At 34.2% G+C, this 23,477-nt stretch carries 24 protein-coding genes and 1 pseudogene; 20 read left to right on the forward strand and 5 right to left on the reverse strand.

Annotated features, from left to right (window positions below):
- Positions 1 to 726 precede the first annotated feature (726 nt).
- The 3 genes from QGM71_RS14715 to QGM71_RS14725 form a co-directional block, all read right to left on the reverse strand.
- Complete coding sequence (locus tag QGM71_RS14715) at positions 727 to 1,203, reverse strand: DinB family protein (protein WP_327608318.1); 477 nt, start codon at positions 1,201 to 1,203, stop codon at positions 727 to 729.
- A 313-nt stretch (positions 1,204 to 1,516) separates the two neighbouring features.
- Positions 1,517 to 2,110, reverse strand: coding sequence for a hypothetical protein (locus QGM71_RS14720; protein WP_327608319.1), 594 nt, complete (start codon positions 2,108 to 2,110; stop codon positions 1,517 to 1,519).
- 253 nt (positions 2,111 to 2,363) lie between these two features.
- The gene (locus tag QGM71_RS14725) at positions 2,364 to 3,131 is read right to left on the reverse strand and encodes a YoaP domain-containing protein (RefSeq protein ID WP_327608320.1); all 768 of its coding nucleotides are present in this window, start codon (positions 3,129 to 3,131) and stop codon (positions 2,364 to 2,366) included.
- Positions 3,132 to 3,327: 196 nt separating this feature from the next.
- On the opposite strand from QGM71_RS14725, the gene QGM71_RS14730 reads away from it, so the two are divergent.
- Positions 3,328 to 3,717: a DUF3888 domain-containing protein gene (locus QGM71_RS14730; protein WP_327608321.1), complete on the forward strand. Its 390-nt coding sequence runs from the start codon at positions 3,328 to 3,330 to the stop codon at positions 3,715 to 3,717.
- A 160-nt stretch (positions 3,718 to 3,877) separates the two neighbouring features.
- Here QGM71_RS14730 and QGM71_RS14735 read toward each other — a convergent pair whose 3' ends face one another.
- Positions 3,878 to 4,282 carry a hypothetical protein gene (locus tag QGM71_RS14735; protein WP_327608322.1) on the reverse strand — a complete coding sequence of 135 codons (405 nt, stop codon included), beginning with the start codon at positions 4,280 to 4,282 and terminating at the stop codon, positions 3,878 to 3,880.
- A gap of 141 nt (positions 4,283 to 4,423) precedes the next feature.
- Positions 4,424 to 5,326 (reverse strand): aminoglycoside phosphotransferase family protein, encoded by a 903-nt coding sequence (locus QGM71_RS14740; protein ID WP_327608323.1) that lies wholly within the window; start codon positions 5,324 to 5,326, stop codon positions 4,424 to 4,426.
- A gap of 480 nt (positions 5,327 to 5,806) precedes the next feature.
- On the opposite strand from QGM71_RS14740, the gene QGM71_RS14745 reads away from it, so the two are divergent.
- From QGM71_RS14745 to dnaN, 19 genes and pseudogenes are all read left to right on the forward strand, one after another.
- Positions 5,807 to 6,508, forward strand: coding sequence for a response regulator transcription factor (locus QGM71_RS14745; RefSeq protein WP_327608324.1), 702 nt, complete (start codon positions 5,807 to 5,809; stop codon positions 6,506 to 6,508).
- Positions 6,505 to 7,986, forward strand: a complete 1,482-nt coding sequence (locus QGM71_RS14750) for a HAMP domain-containing sensor histidine kinase (RefSeq protein ID WP_327608325.1) — start codon at positions 6,505 to 6,507, stop codon at positions 7,984 to 7,986. The genes QGM71_RS14745 and QGM71_RS14750 overlap by 4 nt, the downstream gene beginning before the upstream one ends.
- Positions 7,987 to 8,023: 37 nt before the next feature.
- Positions 8,024 to 9,067, forward strand: a complete 1,044-nt coding sequence (locus QGM71_RS14755) for a LolA family protein (RefSeq protein ID WP_327608326.1) — start codon at positions 8,024 to 8,026, stop codon at positions 9,065 to 9,067.
- Positions 9,068 to 9,085: 18 nt separating this feature from the next.
- Positions 9,086 to 10,816, forward strand: a complete 1,731-nt coding sequence (locus tag QGM71_RS14760) for a M56 family metallopeptidase (RefSeq protein ID WP_327608327.1) — start codon at positions 9,086 to 9,088, stop codon at positions 10,814 to 10,816.
- A complete protein-coding gene (locus tag QGM71_RS14765) occupies positions 10,750 to 11,007 on the forward strand; it encodes a DNA-binding protein (protein ID WP_327608328.1) in 258 nt (85 codons plus the stop codon). Before QGM71_RS14760 ends, QGM71_RS14765 begins: the two co-directional genes overlap by 67 nt.
- 19 nt (positions 11,008 to 11,026) lie before the next feature.
- A complete protein-coding gene (locus tag QGM71_RS14770) occupies positions 11,027 to 11,230 on the forward strand; it encodes a hypothetical protein (RefSeq protein WP_327608329.1) in 204 nt (67 codons plus the stop codon).
- A gap of 1,011 nt (positions 11,231 to 12,241) precedes the next feature.
- Entirely contained in the window at positions 12,242 to 12,619 is a 378-nt protein-coding gene (locus QGM71_RS14775; protein WP_327608330.1) for a VOC family protein, read from the forward strand.
- Between the two features lie 122 nt (positions 12,620 to 12,741).
- Positions 12,742 to 13,308, forward strand: a complete 567-nt coding sequence (locus QGM71_RS14780) for a GNAT family N-acetyltransferase (protein WP_327608331.1) — start codon at positions 12,742 to 12,744, stop codon at positions 13,306 to 13,308.
- Between the two features lie 244 nt (positions 13,309 to 13,552).
- Complete coding sequence (locus QGM71_RS14785) at positions 13,553 to 13,891, forward strand: VOC family protein (protein WP_327608332.1); 339 nt, start codon at positions 13,553 to 13,555, stop codon at positions 13,889 to 13,891.
- A 118-nt stretch (positions 13,892 to 14,009) separates the two neighbouring features.
- Positions 14,010 to 14,543, forward strand: a complete 534-nt coding sequence (locus QGM71_RS14790) for a GrpB family protein (protein WP_407703037.1) — start codon at positions 14,010 to 14,012, stop codon at positions 14,541 to 14,543.
- An 89-nt stretch (positions 14,544 to 14,632) separates the two neighbouring features.
- Complete coding sequence (locus QGM71_RS14795) at positions 14,633 to 15,196, forward strand: hypothetical protein (RefSeq protein WP_327608333.1); 564 nt, start codon at positions 14,633 to 14,635, stop codon at positions 15,194 to 15,196.
- Positions 15,197 to 15,408: 212 nt separating this feature from the next.
- Positions 15,409 to 15,954 (forward strand): nucleotidyltransferase domain-containing protein, encoded by a 546-nt coding sequence (locus QGM71_RS14800; RefSeq protein ID WP_327608334.1) that lies wholly within the window; start codon positions 15,409 to 15,411, stop codon positions 15,952 to 15,954.
- 111 nt (positions 15,955 to 16,065) lie between these two features.
- A complete protein-coding gene (locus tag QGM71_RS14805; protein ID WP_327608335.1) occupies positions 16,066 to 16,572 on the forward strand; it encodes a hypothetical protein in 507 nt (168 codons plus the stop codon).
- A 170-nt stretch (positions 16,573 to 16,742) separates the two neighbouring features.
- Positions 16,743 to 17,210, forward strand: a complete 468-nt coding sequence (locus QGM71_RS14810) for a DUF4367 domain-containing protein (RefSeq protein WP_327608336.1) — start codon at positions 16,743 to 16,745, stop codon at positions 17,208 to 17,210.
- Between the two features lie 251 nt (positions 17,211 to 17,461).
- Positions 17,462 to 18,691 carry an MFS transporter gene (locus tag QGM71_RS14815; RefSeq protein WP_327608337.1) on the forward strand — a complete coding sequence of 410 codons (1,230 nt, stop codon included), beginning with the start codon at positions 17,462 to 17,464 and terminating at the stop codon, positions 18,689 to 18,691.
- A 564-nt stretch (positions 18,692 to 19,255) separates the two neighbouring features.
- The gene (gene ltrA, locus QGM71_RS14820; protein ID WP_327608338.1) at positions 19,256 to 20,584 is read left to right on the forward strand and encodes a group II intron reverse transcriptase/maturase; all 1,329 of its coding nucleotides are present in this window, start codon (positions 19,256 to 19,258) and stop codon (positions 20,582 to 20,584) included.
- A 235-nt stretch (positions 20,585 to 20,819) separates the two neighbouring features.
- Positions 20,820 to 21,479 (forward strand): HAD hydrolase-like protein, encoded by a 660-nt coding sequence (locus QGM71_RS14825; RefSeq protein WP_327608339.1) that lies wholly within the window; start codon positions 20,820 to 20,822, stop codon positions 21,477 to 21,479.
- A gap of 171 nt (positions 21,480 to 21,650) precedes the next feature.
- Entirely contained in the window at positions 21,651 to 21,827 is a 177-nt protein-coding gene (locus tag QGM71_RS14830; RefSeq protein ID WP_327608340.1) for a hypothetical protein, read from the forward strand.
- A gap of 457 nt (positions 21,828 to 22,284) precedes the next feature.
- A pseudogene (dnaN, locus tag QGM71_RS14835) lies at positions 22,285 to 23,410 on the forward strand (DNA polymerase III subunit beta).
- Positions 23,411 to 23,477: the final 67 nt, after the last annotated feature.

The following is a 23,477-nucleotide window of genomic DNA, read 5'->3' on the forward strand; positions in this document are numbered from 1 at the left end:
AGCCATCTGTGCTAAACTGTCCCGTTTCCATAACCCAATACTAACATAATATTCAAAAAACATCTCTTATAGAAAAGACAATCGTTTTGATGGTCGCCTTGTTTCACTTTTGCACCATGTAGCTTAAGTATTTGCTGGTCGGCAGTGAGATTAATGGATGCCATTAATCTCTAATTTATTAATAAAAATATTCAACCTATTTAAGGGAACTTTTTATTTTACTTGTTATATTTTCATGTTCTAACTAATTCGTCTCACTATACTTAAAAAGATTCACATTATCAATATCTAGAATAGTTAGCTAATGGATCAATTAAAAAAGACAATGCATTTGCTGAAGTTATCGCAAAAAATGCAAATCCAGAATAGAACACTTCCACTCAACTCTTCCTATATACGCTGTCTCTACCTGTCTCTTTATGGATGAAAAGACAAGGATGTTTAGTACCCCAATAGAAATTGCACCTGTACAGAATAAAATCATGGATGCTACTAATGGTAAAGTTGAGGCGTCCATCCACATAATACCTGTACCAATAAATATAATGATAATTAATTTTCCAAAATTGATTTGTCTAAGCTTTGTTTAGAAACTAAAACCCATCTACAATCTGCCAGATAGATCAATAGCCTTTTATTTAACATTAACATAATATTCCTGATATTATTAAAAAAGAAAAAACAATCAACTACTGATTGCCTTATTCAACTCTTGTACCAGTTTATTTAATAAGATTGGACAGATTTTAATTTTCTACCTATAAAATTAGCAGGTACAGGGCTTAGATCTAATTCTCTTGCCCAAACAGAAAGTTGACCAATATGATGAATTTCGTGAGCAATTATATGGTGGAGTATTTCATCCTTAGTATATTCATTTTCATCCCAAGAAACATTTACGAGTTTATCTTTTGATTCCTCTAAAATTGTTTTTAAACTAACAACAATTTCATTTCGGAATGTATCTGACAGAGATTTGACCTTTTCTGGTGTATTATAATCAGCAAACTGAAATATTATATCTTCTTTACCTTGAATACCACGAATCCAACTATATTCCACATCAATAATGTGAAAAAGGGTGTATAAAATATTTCCTACTCCACCTATGCGGTCTTTTATCAATTCTTTAGGTGTTAGTAAGTTACACCAGTCAAACCACTCATCTCTTACCTGCCAGTTATACTTAAAAAAATTTATCAATGTAAACAACACTCCTATAATTTGATTGCTTCTTATCTATAACTGTATCAATAGCAATGATTTTCTCTTTTTTTTCTAACTTTTTGTAATCCTCACTCTCAACAGCTTTTTAAACTATTTCACTTAAAATGACTTTTTCTTCTGGGGAAGGTTCATACTATTGTTCAATCAAAAATCATTTTCCTAATATATACAAATTTACACCTAAACTTATTATCAATAAAACAGGCACAATCTTCTTTTTCATATATCCCTATCCTTTAATTAAGTCTTCTTTTTACTAGCCTGTCCTCATTGTCGAATAACGGAATTTTCACATCTTAAAAAGTATTGCTTTTATAATTGTTTTTACCGTTGATTCAGTTTCTCTATGGACCCTGACTTTATCTAAAAAAGGAAAGTCGCTTGGTGTAACGGATAATTTCGCAAGAGGTTTCAATTCTTTTTCACAAACCCATTCGTCTCTAATTCCACCTTGTTTGAATAGGGTCTTTGAGAAGAAATATATTGTTCCGTCTGTCCAACGATTCGGGGCGTCATTATTATTCGTCGAAAAATAATAATAACGTTTTTTTCCTTTATTAGAAGTAATAGATAAGCACAGGTTTCTAATGGAACCAACATAACCTTTTCTTTTTTGAACTGCAAAAAATATTGACCATACTCCATCAGATGAAGCGAAAACAGCTTTAATAGGCTTACCATTAAAGAGAGAACTATTTCTGGGCTCAAATTTATTTATTGAGGAGTTATTGGAACCGTGTACTACTACGCCCTTATTCTCAATAACATAGTTCAAAAACATATATAATGGGTATCTACTGTTATATGTAAAAATACTACTATCACTTGATGATATAGATCTTATGAACATATTATCAAACTCTTCAATAGCTTCCTCAGACAATTTCAGTTCTTCTATTTTTAATAATCTGGTTTTATCTAAAATAAACTTTTTAATCGGGCTTAACATTCTTTTTCTATTAATATTTGACCCCTCCTAGACGAAAAGTGAATACACCGCCTTATTCTACAATCCTGCTGCTTTAGCAGAATAGGAAAAAGGAGCTTTCGTACAAACACCTTATTAAACTCTTGCACCATTTAGCATGTTTTAAGTACTTTCCTTCACAATTAGCATCTAAGTTAAGAAATAGTAATCAACTATTAAGTTTTAAACTTTGCTTTTCTAACAACTTCACAAATTTATTTTTAGTTTCAGGATGGTATGTAATAATTTCACCATTGTAAATAACAGTGAATACTCCAAAGGGTGTCGGAGACTTTTGTTGAGCCATTTCATAATTATCTAATTCTACTATATTTACTTTGATATCAAGTTCATCAGCAGCAACTTCCAAGTTAATGACAGCATCTTGAATAAATGGACATTGATCTGATTTAAATACAGTAATCCCGTTACTGAATTCTTTTGCCGTTTTTTGCCAATCATAAAAACTTGGGGTAGTTCCATCTTTAAAGAGTTGAGCCATTAACTCAAATTCTCCAATCTGGTCTACAAGAGTAAATCCTTTTTTCTCAAAGAACAGTTTATCGGGTAACCAACCTTTATTACTTGTTACTAACACTACTCCTGCTAAATTTAAATTTTTGGCATCTTTTATACATTCATTCAGAAGCGAAACACCAAATCCTTTTCCCTTGTTTTTTCCAACAATCCAAAAGCAATGAATTACCATATATTCTTTTGCATTTATAGCTCTCCACGTATGTTTACCAGGAATATATTCAATAAATCCTCTTTGTCTCCTATTTTCTTGAATAATTTTTATCTTTAGGCCCTCCTTAAACCTTTCCTTCAACCACCTAAGTTTATTTTGATAACCATCAGATTTGGATTTACTTCTCATACAAAAAAAACCATATTTATTTACATTTTCGGAACTCACATCGATGATTTCTACCACTTTATCTCCTCCCATTTCCTTTAAATTGAAGTATGTGTTCTTGAACAATTCTGCCCCTATAGTTTAAAAAGACCACCGTAGTGACTAACTCCTTGTTATGCTAAAGCACCCGGTTAGCAAAATAACTAAAATAGTAATATTTATCGTTAATTAGGTAAGTATATCGTTATTAGGTTTATTATAAGAGGTGTTTTTTGTGAAAAAAGTATTAGTTATCTGTACGACATTATTTCTTATTCTTATGTTTTCAACTCCAACGATTGCTTCAAATCAATCCACTTGTGAAGACGCATTGCTTTCTTTAATGTGGGAAGATATTCGTAAGGCTATTGTTGAACATCACTGTGACATAAAAGATATTCAATCTTCCGATGAAAAAGTATTAGACTTAAAAATGACAAACGGACTTTCTTTTGAAATCACAATTCAACTTGATGCGTTTGTAGGTGCACATAACACGATTGGCACTGATACACTTAAATTTGTAAGAGAAGTCCCTGATGGACTTAAATTGGTTAGTTACAAACATACGCCTTCAAAAGATAAAAAAGAAATATTAGAATGGTATTTTAAAAATCGGTCATAAATAGCCGATTTTTTTGTGCTTCTTATTCAACTAACCTACCCCTTTAGTAAATGAGACCTTCATATTGACGAATCTCATTGTTTAAGTAAAGACCCGTTAGTACAATAAGGGACAACTTTTATTAGTTAGTTAATTGAACAAAGTTAGTATTAGTAAAAAATCAATTCTTTTTGTTCAAAGGTAATATAGGCTCTTCTTCGCTATATCTGGAATAGGTCCAACCTTCATTACTTACATCTGTACACTTCTCATCAATACAAGTAAATATATATGTTTCCTTCTCCGTTTGAACTTGAATCTCGTAATGATGAATAGAAGATGGATTACTTACATTAAATCGACTAACACCCTGTTCAATAGCATAAACCGTTTCTCTTGTAGCAATCTCTTGATATTCCTCATTATCAATTACCATTTTTGTCATTTCAGCTAAAATATCTCTGTCTTCAGAATCGGGTGTATAGGTGCTCTCTATAAAACTGGAAACTCCAAAATAAACATTTAATATCAAGCTAAAGGAAAGGATAATAACAAGTACAATTAACAACTTAGACTTCTTTTTCATTGATATACCTCTCTTTTAAAAAAATTATGATTTGGTTTCTTATAAAATCATTTTACCTTTCTCTTGAATAAGCAAGAAGTATTATCGTTTTTTAAGAAAAACACCCGTTTGTTTAAGTATAATTCTTCACAAAGGTGGACTCTATTTATACCACTTAGGTTTTAATCTGCTGAAGTAATCATGATCTTCTAAATACATGTATACTTTATCTAACATCTCATTCATATTGTTTGGAATAGCTTTTAAGGTCCATACTACAGTTGAGAAAACGCACATTGCCAGGTAAAGTGAATACAATCTCCAAAAATCTTCATCTGGTTCTTTATTATTAAAATAACCTCTGATTTGTCCTATTGAAAAAGGAATGCTTACTCCTCGGCTAAAAATTCCTATCTTTAGAAATTCGTGAATAGGATCTCCCCAATCATACCTGTTAAAGTCTATAACCCCAGCAAATTTTTTATTATTCACAATGATGTTTCCAAGGTGAAAATCATCATGTTGAAATAAGTTCGGGCGTTGTTTAATGAGATGGATATTATCATCAATAAAATTCATTATTTTTTGGTCATTTTTAATCTTTACCTCACACGCTAAGTAAGCATCAATATACTTCCAATGCTTTTCAACTTTCCTTGAATACCACGAAGAGATATGGTCTGGAGCAGATAATTGATGCATTTTTCTTAATTCTTTTCCCGCCTCAATACCAATATTAAATTGTTCTTGGTCTGAGTAGTTTGAGATTTCATCCTCAGCATCCTTACCCTCTATGTATGATGTGATCATATACCCCCGATTTCCTACTTCACCAATTGAAATCGGTTGTGAACAAGTAACGTGATAATCCTGCATCTTCTCCATAATAGAGTATTCTGTCTTCTTTAATTCCAACTCTTCTAAATTAAACATCCGAAGTAGTAGCTTATTGTTACCTTGCATATGTATTAGATATTTTTCATCTGAGGAAAAACCCTTTTTAATTTCAATAACTTCTTTACAATTACTTATTAAAGGAATCTGTTTTATTAATGCTTCACTCACACCCTCACCCCTATATTAAATTTTTAGAATCAATACAATAATCGTCAATTTTGATATTTCTATAAGTAATTACATTTCCTTCTTTCAATATCCTGCTGGTTTAGTTGAAGAATAATCCTTCACAAACTTTATAATTATTTTAACATAAATATTCAGAATACCTTGTAAATTCAAGTGAAAATAAAATCATTCCTAATTAATTGGTGATTTATGTAATCTAATTTGTAGGTCAAAATGTAGACTTACACTGGCTATTGTTATCTAACCAAAAAATAGGGTGCAAATTACATTACAATTTTAATGTTTGTGATAGGAAACTGAACCTGTTACTTATTTTCCATGTTTTTCCGTTAAATCTGACAGCATTTCTGAAATAGCAGGAATCAACTGCTTCACATTCTAATTATAAAGAAATAATAAAGTTTTCTATAAAATTAATTTCCCATGCTATATTACTTATACAGGAGGAATCAACCAGTCATGCAAGCACGTATTTTATTAGTTGAAGATGATCCCGAAATCGCGCGTGTTGTGCGGGATATGTTTGTCCGTGAAAAGTATGAAGTCAGCTGGGCGACGACGGGTCTGGAAGGATGGGGAGATTTCCAGGCAATGACGTATGATCTTGTTCTGGTGGATCTCATGCTGCCGGAAATGGATGGATTTACGTTATGCAAAAATATCCGCTTAAAAAGTGATATACCGATGATTATAATCAGCGCAAGGAAAGAAGATGAGGATAAAATTGAGGGGCTGCACCTGGGTGCTGATGATTATGTGGCTAAACCGTTTAGTTTAGCAGAGTTGAAAGCGCGAGTTGAATCACACTTACGGCGCTGGAGACGATACCAGGGAATTCCTGAAGAAATGAATCAAACAACGTATTTGCATGGATTAACCATTGACTGGGATCAAGGCCAAGTTATGCTTCATGATAAAAAGATCATGCTGACGGTAAAAGAGTTTGAGCTATTGTCTGTCTTAGTAAAGCACTCGGACCGTATTTTTTCAAAAGGCGACTTATATGAACATGTCTGGAGCCAGGTAGAAGCAGGTGGGGTACATACGGTCACAGTTCACATTAAATCCTTGAGAGAAAAACTAGCTGATCCAGTGAAAACGCCTAAATTCATTCAGACGGTCTGGGGGCAAGGTTACCGATTTGTAGGTGAATGTGTATGAAAATAAAAACGTGGCTATTACTATCTTATTTAATTGTAATGATTCTTCCACTAATTGCAGCTTATGTATTACTAGCCTGGATTACCACGTATAACGATGAACAAAAGGTGGCCGAACATATTGATGTGCTGTCTGAATTGGAAAAAACCAAAAAAGCACTGGATGAACCAGCGCTTTACGAACCACAAGCAAACAGGGAAACTATCGAAAAGCTGACCAGTCAGAAACAATCTATCGCTCTATATAATCAGGATGGTGTAGTTATTTATACGTCCAACCCTTCCTTTACACCTGCACATTTTGGTCTGGGAAAGAAGCAGCTGTATGAAGATTTGTATTCACTAGATCAGGGTTACCGCTCGTATACGTATAAGCAACCAGTCTTCTCAGGTAATGACCTGGTTGGATTCTTCCATGTAGAAATGGCCCGTGATGAGTGGGTAACAGGAGTGACGAATCGAAGCTTTCTTGTCGGTGGATTATTTATGATTGTGTTTACGGCGATCTATCTGACCGTAGCTTGGCTCGTTAATAAGAAGCTGAATATTCGCTTAACCGGATTAATGAATGAAATGACTGCTTTTGCTTCTGGAAAGACGCTTGAGGAAGCACGGACAAATGAAGACGAGATTGGGAAACTGACAGACCACTTTTATACAATGAGTAGAGAAATTAAATCAGCTCAAGCTGTCATTAGGCAGGAGCAGCAAGCGAAGGAATACTTGATTGCGAGTGTTTCCCATGATTTAAAGACACCACTCACGTCGATTAAGGCGTATGCAGAATCACTGAAAAATGAAACAGGATTAAGTATGGAGGAACAGGATGACTATAGAAATGTGATCTCCGAAAAAGCCGATTTTATGCAGCATATGTTGGATGACTTATTAACATATACCCTCTTGCAATCGCCTAAACATGAACTGGAATTTGTCCCAGTGGAAGGGGAGGAGTTCTTTGAAATGCTCATCGCAGACTATGAACCTTTATGTAAGAAAAAAGAAATCGATCTTCATTCGTATGTAGAAGTGGAAGGAATGTATCATGTTAATCCGAAGCAAATGATGCGTGTGGCTGATAATTTAGTCAGTAATGCGATTTCACATACACCACATGGAGGGAAGGTTTGGATAGCAGCTGTCTCTAGTAGCGATATGCTTTCCGAATGGCTGTATGATTTTATAAAAGAAGATGATTTCAGACAAGACGCAGATGCTGTATATTTTATCGTTCAAAATGAAGGGATTGGGATCGCCAGGGACAAATTAGCCTACGTATTTGACCCACTCTATCAGGCTGACGAAGCTAGGAATAAGCGTGATTTGCGTGGCACAGGCTTAGGTTTAAGTATTACAAAACAGATTATCGAAAAACACGGTGGAAACGTACATATTTTTTCCGATGAAAAAGTGGGTACATGTGTTATTTGCAGTCTGCCAAAACAAAGCGAGGAAGTGATGGGAAGTGAACCGTATTAAATTAAGAAGTACACTACTACTTTTGGGGGTATTGGTTATGAGTGCAGGATGTTCATCAGAATCATCAAACAATTATTCACCAGAACAATTAATTAATCATGCATTGGAAGAAGGAAATTTACCATCCTATTATGCAGAATCTACGACAATTACGAGTACAGATGGAGAAGAAATTGATCAAATGATCATGAAAGAATGGCGAAGTGAAGACGGAAAGATTCGGGTTGAGATTGAAAATCAAGACGGAGGGGACAAGTCTATTGCTGTGAATGATGGTCAGTCAATAAAGACATATCAGATGGAACAAAACCAGGTAATCGTCATCGATGATCCAGAGCTTGTAGATTTTAACCAGCCATCACCAAAGGATCAAGCAAACTTTATTCTGGATGTCATTCGCGATACCCATGATATTTCGACTAAGGGGGACGAGGAAATAGCAGGTCGCTTAACCTATCATCTTGTGGCAGATCCTCATGAAGAAAACACGCTTTTTGGCAAACAGGAGTTATGGATCGATAAAGAAAACTGGTTAGTGTTAAAAATGATATCTACAACAGGGGATCAAAAAAGTGAGTCAGTATATACAAAAGTTGATTTTAAAGCAAAAATTCCTGCTGGAAAATTTGCGCTTGATTTACCTGAAGATGTGGAAGTAAAGAATCTAAATGACTTTAATAACTCCCAGGAGGTCACGTTAGAAGAAGCACGAAAAGGTTTGGAGAAACCATTTCTCTATTTTCCAGAAACAGATGGATTGGAAATATCAGGGATTGAACAGAATGATCTGACAGGTATTATCAACCGAACAGAAGTAACTATCGATTATAAGAAAAATGATGTACCACTTTTATCATTGGCTGTCTTTGAAACACCTGAAGAAACTGAAGAAGCGTTCAGCTTTCCAGGTGAAGAAGCGGTAACTGTCCGTGGCCACGATGGCTCATTTACAGATACAGATGGCTTTCGTGCGCTGCTTTGGCAGGAGGATGGGTTATCTTATTCATTGATTATTGTTGACCCGAACATCACACTGGAAGATTTACAACAGTTAACTGAAACTATGGAACGCATTGAATAAAAGGAACGAGGTGAGAGGATGCTGCCAGGTGTCTTATCAATTATCAGTTTTGTTTCACTAGCATTCTTCATACCAATTATAACGTTCCTGCTTCCGAAGAAAATCGGTTATGCTGCAGAGATTATTTCAGCCATCGTTATTCTAGTCTATTTATTTATGAACTTTTCATTTACAGAGGCGATGATGCTAATAAGCCTCATGGCGTTGGCCTATGGTAACTTGGGAATAATTTTGGATAAAGATAAACAAAATAGGCGACGACAATTGAAACAGGAGTTGATAGTTTCAGACTATGAAACTATCAAGCAGGGAAAAGATATGAAGCGGATTACTGTTGATGTACTGATTGCTTTACTCGTAAGTGCTGGTGCTGTCTTGTTTCTGATTTTCGCACCGGAAACATATGCCCTGCTGAAATTTATTATCGGTATCTTTCTACTTACGACATTAACTCAACTAATCGCAAGAGCAGCTGACTTCTCATATACGAAGTTGTATTTTCTTCCTCAGCAGGAACGATTGGTGATTGTATCAGCATTTGAGTCAAGGGATTTACCACTGCGAGATATAAAGGAAGTTCACCGGGAGTCGGCACCGGATCTATTGAGGCTTCATCCGCTGTTTACATTTTTGTCTGAAAATAAGGATTATACGATGTCATTCCTATCTGTTCTGCGTTTATCATTTCCTGGTGAAAACATATATTTGACGCCTGATGACGTGGAAGGATGGCAAGAACGATTGGCAGGCTTTGCAGCGAGTAACGAGGAGAAACGGGAGAAAAAGATTTTACCTTTATGGCATCCTAAGAATCTAAAACGTTTGATTTGGAAAGGGTATTTCGCCATAACAGTTAAGGGGATATCAGCATATACAGGGTTACTGTTTATACTCATTTGGCTTGATGTTTCCCCATATATTATGATTAGTTTCGTTCTCCTCTGGTGGCTGTTTAACTTGTATGTGTCTGACCGTGTGCTCGTAGCCGCATCTGATGCTGTTGAGGTAACAAAAGGGGAGCTGTACGATCAGGCAAAAACTATTTTTAAACAAGCTGGTATTGCCAAAACCAGATTATACTTAATCGATTCTCCTATTTACAATGGACTTGCTACTGGTATGAATATTGGACGGGGAACGATTATGCTCACAACTGCTACAACTAAACTATCAATGGATGCAGTAAAAGCGATAGTGGCTCATGAGGCAATACATATAAAAAAACGGGATGTTCTGACAAACCAAATTGCCCGTATGCTGTTCTTTGGCTTTCTTGCTGCAGTAATTAACTTGTTTTTTGATCAGCTTGTCTTATTGTCCGACCATTTGGTTGTGTTTATTATCTTTTTCTATATTTTAATGTTGGTATTTCCGATGTATCTTTCTTTTGTTGCTCAATGGATGGAGATTCGTGCAGATCATTTAGGAGCAAAACTCCTTGAATCAGAAACTGAGCAAATGGGAAATGGCCTGCGTGAATTAGGAAATGCGCAGGATCAGGCAGTGGGCAAGACATTAAAGTATAGTACGAACGATGCGAAGCCATTGAGGAATAAGCCATCTGCAGCTCGGGATAGCTGGTTTATCCGGTTTCTCGAATTTCAATTCCAACCATACCCGCCGTTATATTGGCGGATATATTGCCTTTCATCTTCACTTAATTGGCGGGAAACGAAGAAGGCATGGATGGCAGCTCGCTGGAAGGAGTCTTTACCGGACTTTTTAAGGAAAAAGGTTCAAGTGAAATAAGTGTTTTTGATGAAGACGATGATGAGTACATGCTGCTTAATGAAGGTCAGGTTCATCAATTTATCGGGATAAGCAAAGAAGCTGTGAGAACCCTGGTAAGAGATCATTCAGACGTTCCACATCTTATGATAAATAACAACGTCTATTATCCGAAAGAAAAGCAGCGTCAATGGCTGTTGAATTTAGAATAGAGATACGGAGGCGGTATTCATGGACTGGTTACAATTAAATGATGTAATTACACCAACGAACCCCTATGCTGCACTTTTCTTCGGGGTGCTCATTTCGATGATCATATCCGTAGTAGTTTGGGTAGAAACAAAACAGAAAAAAACTGCTATAACTGCTTTTATTGCAGGAGGTGCCACGTCACTAATTGGTGTATCACTGTTAATTCTAATTGGATTTTATTGACCTAATTTCATCCAGAAGTTCTTATTTTTTGAGGTGATGTAATTGAATGAAATGCTTTTTATCTCTGTACTAATCGTGTTGTTTTGTACTAATGAACTAATAATAGTTTTAAAAAATAGAGAAGCACCAAAAAATAATAGGAGAATCGCTGTTTTATTATATGGTATGTCACTTCTCGGACTAGCTATGATGAACGTGTTTTTTTATCTATAGTGTGAGCAAGAACCAGTTTTAATAATTAGTTGGATTGTTGAGATGTGAGAACGTTTTTAGAAATGTAAAACTTACTGCAAGTCGTAGTTTTATCACTCGCAATAAACAATAAAGGCGTAACTTGTTCATTTTTAAAGGAAAATTTTAAAATCCAGGAGAAAAATTATACATCGACCGAATCGAATTATTTACCCAGCAATTTTGAACAAACACGTACGAATAGTTTTGATTTGATATTTCTTCAATTATTCGATATGGATATAGTTTTCAATGGCGCCACACTGGGTGTCTTTTGGAGTGTCAATCCGTTGTTGTTACAGATAGTAGGAATAAAAAGCAATTGATCTGCTGTATCGCCTGTTAAATCGCCAACATCAAAACTTACTTTCACACGTTTTTTTGAAGTGCACGTATTTTCTGTTTACTCTCGTCATAGAGCATAAAAGGGGCCTCCATGTTATTTTTTTCACTTGTAACATCCAAAAGTAGGGCTCCTCTTCTTTTCACGTTTTTACTTTCATTTTTTTTGTATATGAAATAGCATCTCTTTTAGCATAGTAAATATATCCCTATTTTCGTTGTTATTTTCCTTGTAATTATCATCCATATTGAGAAAATAAAGGATTGATATCAATTATATGGTAAAATATAGTTAAATATTTTAAATATTGAGTTATTCAACTAACGCAGCAGATTAGTTAAATAAGAAAATTTTTTTCACTGGAATAACCAAGTATTAAAGGTTTTCGCTTTTTTATATAGAAGAAGATACCAAAAGGAAAAAAGGAGGAAACAGAATTGACGCAACCTTTATTAAAGGGTATGGAAGGGGCATTTATACCTGTTACAGACCCTGCAAAATCTGCTAAATGGTACGAAGATAAATTAGGATGTAAACCTCTTTATGAAGAAGAACAGGCGGTAACAATGAAACTTGCAGAAGGTTCTCAAACAGTGATAACCCTTGTTCGGACACCTAATCATAAACCAATGGAATTTCCAGGGAATGGCTTCGGGGTGGGAAAATATTACAATTTTATTCCTCTAGACATTGATGAAACCTATAAATTGTTAATTGAAAGAGGGGTAGAGGTTAATTCAATTGGTGGAGAAGGAACTACAAGATATTTTACATTTTATGACCCAGATGGAAATCCTTTAGGCTGCTGTAATTAGAATAGTTGTATTCAACTAAATGGTGCAATTGTTTAATAAAAGCGTTCGCTTCTTGTGCTAACGCAGCAGGTTTGTTGAACAAATAATATAAAAGTCTAAAAATTTTCTTGGGGGGAAATGTTATGGAGAAGTTGGAAACAAAAAGGTTATTACTAAGACCATTAACTATCGATGATTCGGGAAGAATTGAAGAATTGGCTGGGGATTATGATGTAGCTAAATCTACTTTAAATATTCCTCACCCATATCCTAAAGGTTCTGCAATACAATTTATTGAAAGTATCTTTAATGCAGAAAAGAATAATAAAATCTTAATGTTTGCGATAACAGAAAAAGAGTTACAACTTCTTATTGGTCTAATTAACATAAACTTGTCCTCACCATATAATAGAGGGGAATTAGCGTATTGGGTTGGTAAGCAGTATTGGGGGAAGGACTATGGTACAGAAGCCACTAAAAAGGTAATGGAGTACGGTTTTAATCATCTCAATCTAAATAAAATTTTTGCCGCATCATTTACTTCTAATCCTGGTTCGTGGAGAATAATGGAGAAAGTAGGACTGAAATACGAAGGTACCTTAAAGCAACACGTAGCTCGGTTTGGTCAATTTTACGATTTAGCTTATTATGGATTATTAAAAGAAGAGTTTAAAACAGAAACACAAAACAAAAGTACAAATAATAAATAATCTACTTCAACTTGCGAGTGTTAATTGTTTAATAAGAGCATTCGCTTCAAGAAGCAGAAGAGTTTAACAAGGGAATGAATGGGAAACTTTAGCACTGTAAAATAGGAAAATTGGAGGTTTTTGAATGATAAAGGGAGGGAATATATGAAGCACATTTCCAGTAAGTGATTTAAAGCGTTCGATAGAATTCTATACTGGTCTCGGGATTGTTCTTGACCATATCGTTGAGGATAGATTAGCATTTTTGTGGATTGTAAAAGATAAAAATTGGTTGGGATTATGGAAAACCGATAAAGTAGAACTTGAATACCATCCTTTGATAAGACATAAAGCTTTTCAAGTATCGTTAGAAGGATTAAAGAACTCTGTTAGCTGGCTCAAAAATAAAGGATATAAACCCAGAGAGGCATTTGGGTTTGAACCGATTGAACCTTTTGTGATGCCTCACAAGGATTATGCACACGCTAAAATTCATTTTAATGACGCTGATGGTAATAGTTTAGAATTTATTTGTAAAATAGATAATCCCAAAAAGCTAACAGAACGTATGTTTTTAAGTGAGTGGGAAGAGATAAATAAATAAAATTCCTCCACTAGCGCGTGCTTTCCTTGAATAAGAAATTACATTCTTGTTCCACTACCGCAGCAGGTTTGTTTAGTAGCTAAGTATATATATATGAAAGAAATAAGGGGGAGCAAGGTTGACGCATTCTAGTATAGAAGTTTCTAAATTTGATGAGCGATGGGCAGAAACATTTCAATCAATAAAACAAGTTTTAAGTAAGACTTTAAGTGATTTGATTATAGACATTGAACACGTTGGAAGCACTTCAGTTCAAGGGCTTGGAGCGAAACTAATATTGGATATAGATATTGTAATAGAAAATTACGATGTTTTCCCTAATGTAATTAAGGGACTTGAAAACAATGGATATTTTCACCAAGAAGAATGGAGTTTTGAGGGTAGAGAGGCATTTGGTAGAAAGGATACTTATTCTCCATGGGATGGATATGGTACACAGTGGATGGAGCATCACCTTTATGTTTGTAACAAAGATAGTAAAGAACTTGCAAGACATTTAGCATTCAGAGATTACTTGAGAAATAACCCACAAACCGTAATTGAGTATGAAAACTTAAAAAGGGATTTAGCAAATACAGTAAAAGACCGAACTACCTATACATTAGGCAAAACAGAATTTATAAATAAAATATTAAAAAAAGCAATGGACTAAATAATAAAATATCTATTTTCTTTTTCAACTAACTGGTGCGTTAGTGCAATAAGAATTACTGCCTTTAAACGTGTTGAATAGGAGGAAACATGTATGAGTCAAAAAATTTTACCTTTATAGCATTACGTATTTTTGCTATTTATCTCTTAATACAATCTGTCATGGATTTATCACATATCGTTAATTATTATTTATTACCTATGTATTTTGAGGATTTGCAAGAAGTTGTTACAAACAATGTTATCAATACACTTCTATTTCTAGCTCCAGTTTTGGTTATGCTTTTGATGAGTATAACGGTTTGGGTATATGCTGATAAGTTAAGTCGTTTTATTATTCCTAAATATAAGGAAACCCCAAATAAGGAAGATTCGAAACAAAACCAATTTTCATTAACTGCCCATCAGTTTCAATTGGCTGCAATTTCGGTTGTTGGTCTTGTCATAATCGTACATACACTCCCTACTTTTTTTTCTTTGGTACAAAGTTGGTTAAATATTAAAGAAGTAGGGGTGGGTTTTGACACTACCAAGATGAAGCGAGAATTATTGTTTTCTTCTTTAGAGAAATTGCTCCAATTGGTGTTGGGTTTTGTTTTGTTTTATGGGAGCAAAGGTCTAGTTGGTTTACTAAATAGAATTCGTGAATTTTAGTTTTGCTTTTTTTCTTGTGGGGTGCAATGCTAGAAATCCATTGTTATTAATGTACTATGAACCTGTAAAATTGGCAGGTATATGGGTATTGTGAATTATTCTACTTAAGGTAACGGGTGCTTTCCTTTAATAAAGAATAGCATTCTTGTTCAACTATAGAAGCAGGATACTTGAATAAACATTAATAACCATGAATGTCAGGAGAGATTAATATGCTAAAAACGTTATCTTTTATCGGCGACAGATTAAGTAACAAGAATATAACTTGGGGAGTTGGTGGTTCACTTCTACTTAGTTTTTATAAAATAATTGATAAATCTAATGATATAGATATTTTGGTAGATGAAACAAATGCCACCAAATTAAATGAAATAATGTCATCCATTGGGAAACCGAAAGAAGCATTAAGTTCTAACCCTTTTCGTACAATGAATTTCTCTAAATATAGAATTAATGGTACTGATATTGATGTCATGGGTGGATTTGCAATACAACATGAAGAAGGAATTTATAAAATATCACTACAACAGGAATCCATTGTAACTCACAAAAAAATAAATGGAGTGGATATCCCTTTATGTTCACTCGAAGATTGGTATATCCTATATTGGTTAATTCCAAACAAACAAGAAAAAGCGTCGCTTATTGAAAGCTATTTAAGAACTAATGGAGTAGCATATCCACAATTGTTAGAAGAAGCACTGAAACAGTCTTTACCACTTGAAGTGAAAGAAAGAGTAGAAAGATTATTAAGCTAACTGGTGCTTTCCTTGAATAAGGAATTGCACTCCTTGTTCAACTATAGAAGCAGTTTAGTGGAATAAGGCAGATTAAAATTGTAGACTTTTTATTTAAAATGGGGGAATAACATGAAGTTAAAACTTACATGGGTTATTGGAATGATAGTTATTACGATTGTCCTTACTTTTGCTGTTGTTAAACTGTATTTTCCTACTACCATAGATAACACTCAGTATTTATTAAAAATGAGCGGTCAAGGCGAGGAATGGAAGATAACAGATTATCAACTTGCTTGGTTAGGTGTAGGAGAAAACGGCATGGCTGGAAGTCATTCTGTTTCCTTTTTAGGAGATGTAAATGAGTTAACTGGGAGTGTTAAAGTAGAGGTCTATGATTTTTTCAAAGATGGAGAAAGACCGTCAGGAGCATCTAGTTTTGTTGCTGAAAGCTTTGAGGATGGTCCTGTAAAAGCAGGTGGAGGTGGGTTTTATCCAGATAAAAATCTAAGTATCAGAGATATTGAAAGCAAAACTAGTATGGTTGTCAATTGGACAACAACTGATGGCGAACAACATCAGGAAACCATTCAAATGGAATTAGATTATGACCTTCCAATCATGAGCGATATTCAGTGAAAAATTAAGGGGCTCAGTTCTTATTGCACTAACTGGTGCTTTCCTTGAATAAGGAATTACATCCTTGTTCCACTAACGGAGCAGTTTAGTGGAACAAGATTATTGAAACTTTAAGTAGATATATTCGTATATTGAATTAAAGTGAGAAATAAGGAATGGGGGAATAAACTTTGGACGAGATAGAAAAAAGATTATCCAAAACTGATAGAAAGAGAAAGTTTTTAACTTCGTTGATTGTAGGTTTTATTTTATTAGGAACGATAATCTATTTAATAAAATTACCAGTTAATATGGCTGGCTGGTTTGTACCATTTAAGGTTGAGATACCCACCAATATTCCATTAGATATAGAAAGTGAATATGCTAAAGTAGTGGGCTTTGACAGGGTTAAAATTATATATGAAAGTCCAGAAGAGTCTGTAACTTTTTGGGCAACAAGTAAAATTGGTTGGAACAATGTTTCTAGTTGGGATGAGAGCATAACTCTTGCCGACGGGACACCTGCATATTATAACGAAAGAGATAACATACAAATGCTTAGTTGGAGAATGGATAAAGTTGAATATGCAATTGATTATAAAGGAAAACAGCCTCTATCTAAAGACGAGTTAATTAAAGTAGCTTCATCTTTAGAGTGAAAAATAGATACAATTCCTTGTTGTGCTAAAGGGTGCAATACTTAAAGAAGAAAAATCCCCCCTTATGTTGAATATATAATAGGGAGCAGAATAGTGTATCAGGATGGCGGTTATATAGATCATCTTTTTTCACAAAAATAATTATAATAATATCAAGAATTGTTATTTTGTACTGAAGTAAAAGTAATTTGGCTTTTGTGTGTGGATTACTAAATAACAGAGTATTATTAATATATAGTTAGGAGCTTTGTATGGAAAAAAGCTTAACGACATGGAGAGATCCTACCTTATTGCTGTTTTCAATTGGAATATCAAGTATTGGAAATTTTATTTATTTAGTTGCAATTAATATTATTGTATATCAGCAAACTGAATCTGCAGCAGCTGTTGCAGGACTTTGGATTATTGGTCCATTGACTAATATTTTTACAAAGTTTTGGACAGGTAGTTTTATAGATTATCGAAGCAAGAAAAAAATAATGATTGTAACATACATAATTAGAGCGACATTTATCTGTTTCATTCCATTTGCACCATGCATGGTAATAATTTATTTGATTCTGATTGTGCTAAGTGTAGCAAATGCATTTTTTAATCCGTCCTCAACAACGTATGTAGCCATGATGGTTCCCAAAGAAAATAGGAAACGCTTTAACTCTCTTCGTTCTTTTGCAAGTTCTGGAGCAGTTATTATCGGACCTGCAATCGGGGGTTCACTTATATTATTAACCTCTGTTGAAACAACCTTATGGCTGAATGCTTTATTCTTTGTGATTTCAGCACTTTTGTTATTTTATCTACCAGAGATGGAGAATATCAATGGAGAAATAATTCCAAAATTGACCTTATCCCAAGTTTTTCGGGATTTTACAGTCGTTCAAAAATTTACGTCTCATAACAAATATGTATCTTTTATTTACCTTGCTTTTATTATGGTTATGATTTTCTCCTTTGCTATGGACGCACAAGAAGTTGTTTTTACGCAACAAGTTATCGGACTTTCCGAAATGGAATATAGTTTATTAATAAGTATTACTGGAATTGGTTCTGTTGCAGGAGCAGTTTTACTTTCAATTTTTTCAAATTACTTATCGCTTAGATTGATGATTGTTGTGGGGGCACTCATGTGGGCGATAGGTTATGTCATATACGCATTCTCTTGGTCATTTGCATCAATCGTTGTTGGGTTTGTCATCTTAGGTTTCTTCAATGTGTTTTTAAATGCTGGGATTATGACTTTCTATCAAAACAATGTTCCAGTGGAAATAATGGGTAGAGTAACGAGTATCTATCAATTGATACAAAGTTCTGTTCAAGTAGTATTTATTCTAATGATTGGGCTTGCAGGTGATCTTATTTCTTTACGGGTTACGATAGTCACACTGGCACTTATCATGCTCATTTCATCTATTATCTTTTCATTTTCAGTATTGAAGCCTGATAAAACATCCTATTATTTGGAAGGTCAGAAAGAAGATTAATTGTTTGAGATTATTTAATAAAAATAACTATATAATGCTTATTGCACTAACGGGTGCTTGTGAGGCCGAGCTTAGGTCGTGTCATATAACGGGTGGGATTCCCGTCGAGTAAGAACTAGCCATTCACTCGTAGCGAGTCTTGGAGGGATAAAGGTAACTCTAGTCTTTAAGCGTAGACAGTTAGGTAGCGGGCCGAAAGCCAAATGGTTGAAGGGATTGAGCTCCATAATGTTAGTAAATCGAGAGGGCTGATGCCTTAAGCGCAGCAGAAAGCTATATTTTATCCTTTGTTATAGGCAAGAAGGGTAAAGCCTCTCTGGAGTCAGAGACCTTGGCACGTTATACATTGATATGATACGGCAACTCGGGAGACCCTACCGGTCTCTTTATATAGAAGAGTATGGTGTACAAGCGATAACAAGCAAGGAAACCAAATGCCGTGTAGGGAGTCGGATAGCAGCGTAGTACCAATGAAGTCGGGTAATGCCGATGGAGGAAAGGCTGCTACCTAGTTATCACCCTTACTAGGGATACATTTACTACACACAGAGGTAGGGATAATAAATGGAAACAAAACTACTAAGGATAGTAGAATTAGCAAAAGCTGATCCTAAAATGAAATTTACATCTCTTGCACATTTATTAAATGAGCAATCACTAATTCGATGTCATCATGAATTACCAAACAAAAAGGCAACTGGGGTTAATGGAACGACTAAAGAGCAATACGGTGAAAACTTAAAAGAAAACATTAAGGATTTAGTAAGTAGGCTTAAAAGCAAAAGCTATCGCCCTGTTCCAGTAAGGAGAATGTATATTCCAAAGCTCAATTCAAACAAGAAAAGACCATTGGGTATACCAGAACATGAAGATAAGATTGTTCAAAGAAGCGTTACGAAAATACTAAATACCATCTATGAAAATGATTTCTTAGACTGCTCATTTGGATTCCGTCCAAATCGTAATTGCCACGATGCATTGAAAATATTGAACCATTATATTGAAAAGAGGTCAATAAATTATGTAGTAGATGTAGATATTAAAGGATTCTTTGACAACGTTGACCATGCATGGATGATGGAGTTCTTAAAACTGCGAATAGCTGACCCCAACTTACTAAGAATTATTGGTAGGTTTCTTAAAGGTGGATATATGGAGGATGGCAAGAAACACAAAACAGAGTTTGGTACACCGCAAGGTGGAGTGATTTCTCCAGTATTAGCCAATATATACCTCCATTATGTTCTCGACCTTTGGTTCGAGAAGAGGGTTAGAAAACAGTGCAAAGGACAAGCATTCATTGTGAGATATGCAGATGATTTTGTCTGTTGCTTTCAATCTAAAAGTGAAGCTCAACAATTCTTTCAATCATTAAAATTGAGATTAAAGAAATTTAACTTAGAGATAGCTGAGGATAAAACTAAAATCATTCCTTTCGGAAAGTTTGCAGAGAAAGAGGCAAAACGAAAAGGAAATAGCAAACCGGAAACTTTTGATTTCCTGGGCTTCACACATTATTGTGGAAAAAGCCGACAAGGAAAATTCCGAGTGAAACGGAAAACTAGCAGGAAGAAAGTCCAAGGCAAGCTCAAAGAATCGAAAGAATGGTTGAAGGTCAATAGAAATAAAGGTATCCATATAATCATGGATAGATTTAGACGCTCACTTATAGGTTATTACAACTATTATTGCATCACAGATAACACCCAAAGTGTTAACAAATTCAGAGACAAAATCGGTAACTTACTGTTTAAATGGCTCAATAGAAGAAGTCAAAGGAAATCTTTTACTTGGGATAAATTCAGACTCTTTCTTAATAAATATCCATTACCTTACGTAAGAGTTAAGGTTAATATATACGACTTAAGAAAGGAAATTAACTACATTTTGTGAATGGTAACTAGGAGGAGCCGTGTGCGTTAATAGCGCAAGCACGGTTCTGTGAGGGGGGAGGAATACAATCTACCGCTAGGTAGAGAGGTTCCCTTCTACTCGACTCCTTGAATAAGGAACTGCACTCTTTGTTCCACCAACACTGGAATTAGTTTAAGAAGCGTTAGTTAATTTATATTCACTTTTTTAATAAACTTTAAAACAAATCAGTCATTTGAAGAGAGAGAGAGAAATAATGTCGCAATCACTAATTTTCGATATGGATGGAACACTATTTCAAACAGATAAAATTTTAGAATTATCTCTTGAGGATACATTTAACCATTTACGGTCACAAGATAAATGGGCTACAGTAACCCCTATTGAAAAATACCGTGAAATTATGGGTGTACCTTTACCAAAAGTATGGGAGACCTTATTACCTAATCATTCTGATGAGGTAAGAGAACAAACCAATACTTATTTTCTGGAGAGACTAATTGAAAATATTAGAAATGGGAAAGGTGCTTTATATCCTAACGTAAAAGAAGTTTTTAGTTATTTGAATGAGAATAATTGTTCCATATACATAGCAAGCAATGGTTTAACAGCATATTTAAAAGCGATTATCAGTTATTATAATTTAGATAATTGGGTTACGGAAACATTTAGTATCCAACAAATTGAATCGTTAAATAAATCTGATTTAGTTCAGAGTATTATAAAAAAATATCGTATTACGAAAGGAGCTGTAGTTGGAGACCGATTATCTGATATAAATGCAGCTAAAGATAATGGTTTGGTTTCGATAGGATGTAACTTTGACTTTGCACGAGAAGATGAACTTTCTCAGGCTGATATGGTAATTGATGATTTAACAGAACTACAAACAATCTTACCTACATTAAATAAATAGCTTATTGAACAAACTGGTGAAAGAGTAGAATAAGACAATCCAAATTTGATTGTCTTTTCTTTTGCTAATAATGTTAGGAATATTATGTTAATGTTAAAGTTAAATAAAAGGCTGTTGAGCTATCTGGGAGTTTAGTGAAAGTAGATAAAGGACATAAAAGGAGGGTATTTGATGGAGATAATTTTTATGTATGTATCAGGAATTATTGTATTTATTATAGCTATAGTTTCGATTATTAGAGGGATTACAAATAGAATTAAGAGTCCAACTGAAGATTTAAAAGAACAAATTTCTATTCTTGAAAAAAGAGTTGATGACTTAGAAAATGATAAGAAAGGTGTTACTTAATTTTTAAGTAACTGGTGCTTTACTTTCGCAGAGTTAAAACCTTATTTATGTAATTAAATGGAGGGTGTTAAATTGAGTAAAAAGTTCTTAATTCTGGTTTCTATTGTGTTGGTTATCTTAGCTAGTGGATGTGCCTCCGGTAAAGTTACTGACAAAATAACCAAAGAGAAGTAGAAACAATTGCTTTAGAAGACGCACCCAATTTCAAGCCTAATAATAGTAAATTTGAAGTTTATAAAACAGAAAAAATTGAAGAAGGTTGGAGAGTAATGGTGAGTTCCTTACAACCTCCACACGAAGATGCCTCTCCGAATATCTGGTACGAAATTAGTATGAAAGGGGAAATCATCGAAAGAGAAAATATGGTGTTAGGAGATTAACCTACTTGTTCCACTAACGTAGCAGGTTAGTGGAACAACGAAGTGATTTACTAATGTTTTTGAGAGGAGTTTTATTTGTGGAAATTACAATAAATAATGATTGTTTAAATAAGGCAATTTCAGAAGTAAGTAAAGCGGTATCTTTAAAAACACCACTTCCTATATTAACTGGTGTTAAAATTATTGCTAATAAAGAGAACTTAACACTTATAGGAAGTAATTCAGACATTGTTATTGAAAAGAACATTCCAAACCAAATAAATGGAATAAAGGTGTTAGATGTTTATAAAACAGGGAGTGTAGTAATCTCAGCTAAATATTTGAGTGAAATCGTTAAGAAACTCCCTAATGACATACATCTAAATGTTAGTGAAAGTAATATAGTTAGAATTCAGTCCGATGAAATAAAAACTGTTTTAAATGGATTTAATTCTGATGAGTATCCAAGTCTTCCTACAATTGATAATAGTAATAACATTAGAATCGCTTGCAATGAATTAATTGAAATAATTAAACAAACTTTATTCGCAGTTTCAAAAAGCGAAACGAGACCCGTACTAACGGGAGTACACATATCCTTTCAGGAAGATCTACTTACATCCGTAGCAACTAATTCCCATAGATTAGCATTAAGAAAACATAAAATAAGCTCAAAAATAAATAGTTCTTGCATCGTTCCAAGTACAGCTCTAAATGAACTTACTAAGTTATTTGATAGTGATTCAGCTACAATAGATGTATCCATAACAAATAACCACATAGTATTTAAATCAAATACTACCGTTTTATATTCAAGGTTAATAGAAGGGAACTATCCTAACGTTTCAGATTTAATTCCTAAAGAATCTAAAACAACGATTACTTTGGATACAAAACAATTACTAAAAGGTATAGATAGGGCGTGCTTATTCGCAAATGAATGGAAAAACAATAATATATATGGAAATTAATGGAAATAAGATGAGAATTTCTTCGGATTCGACAGAGGTAGGAAAAATAGAAGAAACGCAAAATATTAACACTATACAAGGTGAAAAAGAATTAGGCGTATCTCTTGATGGAAAGTATGTGATGGATGCATTAAAAGTTATAAAAGAGGATGAGGTTTGTATAAGTTTTAGTGGATCAATGAGACCTATATTAATTTATCCTATTGGAAATAACACACACCTTCACTTAATATCGCCAGTGAGGTCATATTAATTCTTTATTCAACTACCATGAAAATTCACTTCTGTAATATAGGTAAAAAGGCAATACTTAAGTAGAC

Origin of the sequence: Virgibacillus tibetensis, assembly GCF_036026595.1 — a bacterium.
Classification (GTDB): Bacteria; Bacillota; Bacilli; order Bacillales; family Amphibacillaceae; genus Virgibacillus_P; species Virgibacillus_P tibetensis.

Bases quoted from the DNA above. Each gene is read 5' to 3' on its own strand.
- QGM71_RS14800 (WP_327608334.1), top strand. From the start codon at position 15,409: ATGCTAAAAACGTTATCTTTTATCGGCGACAGATTAAGTAACAAGAAT.
- QGM71_RS14745 (WP_327608324.1), top strand. From the start codon at position 5,807: ATGCAAGCACGTATTTTATTAGTTGAAGATGATCCCGAAATCGCGCGT.
- QGM71_RS14755 (WP_327608326.1), top strand. From the start codon at position 8,024: ATGAGTGCAGGATGTTCATCAGAATCATCAAACAATTATTCACCAGAA.
- QGM71_RS14750 (WP_327608325.1), top strand. From the start codon at position 6,505: ATGAAAATAAAAACGTGGCTATTACTATCTTATTTAATTGTAATGATT.
- QGM71_RS14760 (WP_327608327.1), top strand. From the start codon at position 9,086: ATGCTGCCAGGTGTCTTATCAATTATCAGTTTTGTTTCACTAGCATTC.
- QGM71_RS14830 (WP_327608340.1), top strand. From the start codon at position 21,651: ATGGAGATAATTTTTATGTATGTATCAGGAATTATTGTATTTATTATA.
- QGM71_RS14770 (WP_327608329.1), top strand. From the start codon at position 11,027: ATGGACTGGTTACAATTAAATGATGTAATTACACCAACGAACCCCTAT.
- QGM71_RS14765 (WP_327608328.1), top strand. From the start codon at position 10,750: ATGGATGGCAGCTCGCTGGAAGGAGTCTTTACCGGACTTTTTAAGGAA.
- QGM71_RS14795 (WP_327608333.1), top strand. From the start codon at position 14,633: ATGTATGAGTCAAAAAATTTTACCTTTATAGCATTACGTATTTTTGCT.
- QGM71_RS14825 (WP_327608339.1), top strand. From the start codon at position 20,820: ATGTCGCAATCACTAATTTTCGATATGGATGGAACACTATTTCAAACA.
- QGM71_RS14815 (WP_327608337.1), top strand. From the start codon at position 17,462: ATGGAAAAAAGCTTAACGACATGGAGAGATCCTACCTTATTGCTGTTT.
- QGM71_RS14805 (WP_327608335.1), top strand. From the start codon at position 16,066: ATGAAGTTAAAACTTACATGGGTTATTGGAATGATAGTTATTACGATT.
- QGM71_RS14780 (WP_327608331.1), top strand. From the start codon at position 12,742: ATGGAGAAGTTGGAAACAAAAAGGTTATTACTAAGACCATTAACTATC.
- QGM71_RS14735 (WP_327608322.1), bottom strand. From the start codon at position 4,282: ATGAAAAAGAAGTCTAAGTTGTTAATTGTACTTGTTATTATCCTTTCC.
- ltrA (WP_327608338.1), top strand. From the start codon at position 19,256: ATGGAAACAAAACTACTAAGGATAGTAGAATTAGCAAAAGCTGATCCT.